Source organism: Alcanivorax sp. HI0083 (assembly GCF_001635175.1).
The window spans coordinates 1-1,032 of the sequence record NZ_LWFX01000416.1 but is presented as its reverse complement, the minus strand read 5'-3'; the positions used below and the strand labels follow the sequence as shown (position 1 = coordinate 1,032).

Annotated in this window: 1 protein-coding gene and 1 pseudogene; both read right to left on the bottom strand. The window is 55.0% G+C overall.

Annotated features, from left to right (window positions below):
- Window positions 1-572 (bottom strand): annotated as a pseudogene (locus A3754_RS04330) (nitrite/sulfite reductase); the annotation flags it as partial.
- A 133-nt stretch (window positions 573-705) separates the two neighbouring features.
- Window positions 706-951 carry a DUF2970 domain-containing protein gene (locus A3754_RS04325; RefSeq protein ID WP_063518724.1) on the bottom strand — a complete coding sequence of 82 codons (246 nt, stop codon included), beginning with the start codon at window positions 949-951 and terminating at the stop codon, window positions 706-708.
- Between the last annotated feature and the right edge of the window lie 81 nt (window positions 952-1,032).

The following is a 1,032-nucleotide window of genomic DNA, read 5'->3' as shown; positions in this document are numbered from 1 at the left end:
ACCAGTTGCACACCGATATCGTGCACGCCGATCAAGGCCGGATCGGCGTCGGGTACAGCGTTCACGGCAATCTTGAATTTACGGGGCAGATAGGCGAATTCCGGATTGAAGGTGGACCACTGGCGAATGATCTCGCACCAGGGGCGCGGGTCTTCAATCTCTTTGGGATTAACGCCTGCGAATTCGTCGGTGGTGATATTACGGATGCAGTTGCCACTGGTTTGAATGGCATGCATTTGTACGTCGGCCAGTTCCGCCAGAATGTCCGGCACTTCTTCAACCGAAGGCCAGTTCAGCTGAATGTTCTGGCGGGTGCTGACATGGCAGAACCCCTTGTCGTAGGTCCGCACGATGTGCGCCAGACGACGCAGTTGGCGACTTGCCAACAGGCCATAAGGAACGGAAATACGCAGCATGGGCGCATAACGCTGAATGTAGAGGCCATTCTGCAGGCGAAGTGCCAGAAACTCGTCTTCGCTGAGCTCATTGGCGAGAAAACGGCGGGTCTGGTCGCGATACTGCGCCACCCGCTCCTCCAGCAACCGTTGATCGTATTCCTGATAGACGTACATGGGACTGTATCACCGTCCTTAAATGCTTAAAATTCAATAGGTAAGCGTCGCTCCCGGAGGGAGCAGAGCGGCACTCTAGCAAAGCGCCCTTATAGTGAAAAGAAATATCTTGGCATATCTCTATTACGTAGGGCTATTTAGCTGCGGCATCCAGCACCAGATTCACGGTCACCACCATGCCGATCACCAGTGCCAAAACCAGCACCACATACACGCCGATAAAGTTGCCCGCATCGCCCTTGGTAAAGTCGCGTTCCCGGTTTTTGCTGCTTTGCACGCCGAGAAGGCCGGCCAGAATGCTGTGAATCGTCTGCCAGAGTGTGGGCTTGCCGTCATCGGGCTCGTGAGCCTGATCCTGTGAGGGGTGTTGGTCTGACATGGGTAATCCTGTGTTTTGGCTGAAGGCTAAACGTTGGATGCCGGCCGCGTATAACACACACGCGTCACCGGGGGGCATATT

Excerpts from the sequence above, each read along its gene's own strand:
- A3754_RS04325 (WP_063518724.1), bottom strand. The coding sequence starts at position 951 with ATGTCAGACCAACACCCCTCACAGGATCAGGCTCACGAGCCCGATGAC.